Source organism: Protofrankia sp. Cr1 (assembly GCF_963555865.1).
Classification (GTDB): Bacteria; Actinomycetota; Actinomycetes; order Frankiales; family Frankiaceae; genus Protofrankia.
Map to the genome: position 1 here is coordinate 2,692 of NZ_CAUVXO010000205.1, position 1,804 is coordinate 4,495.

At 67.6% G+C, this 1,804-nt stretch carries 2 protein-coding genes and 1 pseudogene; 2 read left to right on the plus strand and 1 reads right to left on the minus strand.

The annotated features are described in order from the left end of the window. Positions 1 to 325, minus strand: a 325-nt coding sequence (locus U9980_RS16150; protein WP_322768674.1) for a Nif3-like dinuclear metal center hexameric protein, incomplete at its 3' end; no start/stop codon positions are given. A 230-nt stretch (positions 326 to 555) separates the two neighbouring features. Here U9980_RS16150 and U9980_RS16155 point away from each other — a divergent pair. Both U9980_RS16155 and U9980_RS16160 read left to right on the plus strand, forming a co-directional pair. Beyond that, entirely contained in the window at positions 556 to 834 is a 279-nt protein-coding gene (locus U9980_RS16155; RefSeq protein ID WP_322747485.1) for a hypothetical protein, read from the plus strand. A gap of 519 nt (positions 835 to 1,353) precedes the next feature. Continuing rightward, positions 1,354 to 1,804 (plus strand): annotated as a pseudogene (locus U9980_RS16160) (hypothetical protein); the annotation flags it as partial.

Below are 1,804 nucleotides of genomic sequence, written 5' to 3' on the forward strand. Positions count from 1 at the left end.
CATCGGCGTTGGTGTGCGCGCTGAACAGCGCCACGCCCCCACGGATGAGGGTTGCCACGACCCGGCCACCCGCGTCGGTCTCCGCGACACCGTGAACACTGCGGAGAAACAACGGATGATGGGTGACCAGAAGCTGCGCACCGCAACCAACGGCTTCCCGTGCGACGTCGAGTGTTGGGTCAACGGCGAACAGTGCATGGTGAACCGGCATCTGCGGGTCTCCGACCGTGAGCCCCACAGCATCCCACGACTGCGCCCAGGACGGAGGATAGCTGCGGTCGAGCTCGGCAATACAGTCAGCCACGGTGCAATATGCTGCGGTCACCGTCCGGACACTACCCAACCGTGATCGGTACGGCTGGTCCGACCTCTCGGTTGCGAGGCCGCATCCGGCTACGGAACGCCGCGACGTACCGTGATCTGTGCGGCAGATGGACCGGGACCGCACATGCACGCTGATCGAGGCATGATCACGGTCGAAGGAGGCGCGAATATGGCATTATTTCGCGCCTGTGCGGGCCCGCAGGAGACCTAACCGGAGATGGGGATTGCGACATGGTGGATGTGTCCGTACGGTTCCAGATCGCCGGCGACGCCGAGGTTGTGCTGAACCTGCCCACGACACAGGCGGTGCGGCTGGTGGAAGCCATCATGCACAACGTGGCCGAGGCGATGGCGGCGCAGGCACGTGGGGGCCAGCAGAGCCCACCGGGTTCGCAGGTTCAACAGGGCCAGCACCTCCAGCCCTCCCTGCAGGGGAGCATCGGTTGGGGTGACACCCAGCTCCGGGGCGAACCGCCGCCCTCGGGTCCGACCCGACGCCCGATGGGCTGATCCGAACCTCGATGGGCTGACCCGGACAGAAGATTCAAAACAGGCTCTCGGAGCCGGCCGATCGGGCCGAAAACGGTAGAAGCGGGCCCGCTGGATCATGGCGGGCCCGCCGCAGCGGGAGCTGGCATCCGCTCCCACCTCTTCCGGGTGCACACGGTGGTCCGGCGCGTACACGGCTGGCGAAACCGCTGGCCGTGGCCCCTGACCGACCGTCCGGGTTCACGCCCGCCGCCCAGCAGTGTGCGTGAACGCCGACGTGCACCTGGATACTGACGCGCGCTGGGTACTGCCCTGCGCCTGGTTACCACCGGTTACCCGGGGCACCGCCTGGTACCCGAGGGGGGTACCGCCGCGTCCTGGCGCAGCGCCGGCCCGGCATCCGAGTGCAGCGCCGGCCCGGCCTCCACGTGCAGAGCCGGCCCGGCATCCGGGTGCACAGTTTTCCCAAACGCAACACAACTCTAGATCAACCCGGTACAACTCCGCACAGCTGCCCAGCAGAAGGGACACAGATCACCCATGGCGGGGGACATACCAGCCAACGAGCAAATCATCATGATGAATGCCGACGCGCCGGCAGATACCGCTGCTACCGTTGACGCAACAGATCCCGCCGGACGGCTCTCGGCCGCCCAGGAGGCCATGCGGATATTCCACCGCTACGGCCGAGTCAACATCGTCAGCGCGGCCGATGCGATCTCCTCCCTGCGAGCGGACGTGCGTGCCACCGCGGCTGCCCAGGTGCCCGCCACGATCCCACTCGACCCGGCTGAGCTGGACCGGATCGAACGCCTCGGCCTGGCGGCCTTCCAGTTACGGGCCAGCGCCGACTACCAGCAGGCCAAGCAGGACCGGGTCAGAGCTGACGAGCCCTGGGACATGGACGGGTCCTGTACCGACATCCCACCGCCGCGAGGCTCGTCCAGGCTCGATCCCGGCCCCGTCAACGACGCCCCGGCCGAGCACGACT

Excerpts from the sequence above, each read along its gene's own strand:
- U9980_RS16155 (WP_322747485.1), top strand. The coding sequence starts at position 556 with ATGGTGGATGTGTCCGTACGGTTCCAGATCGCCGGCGACGCCGAGGTT.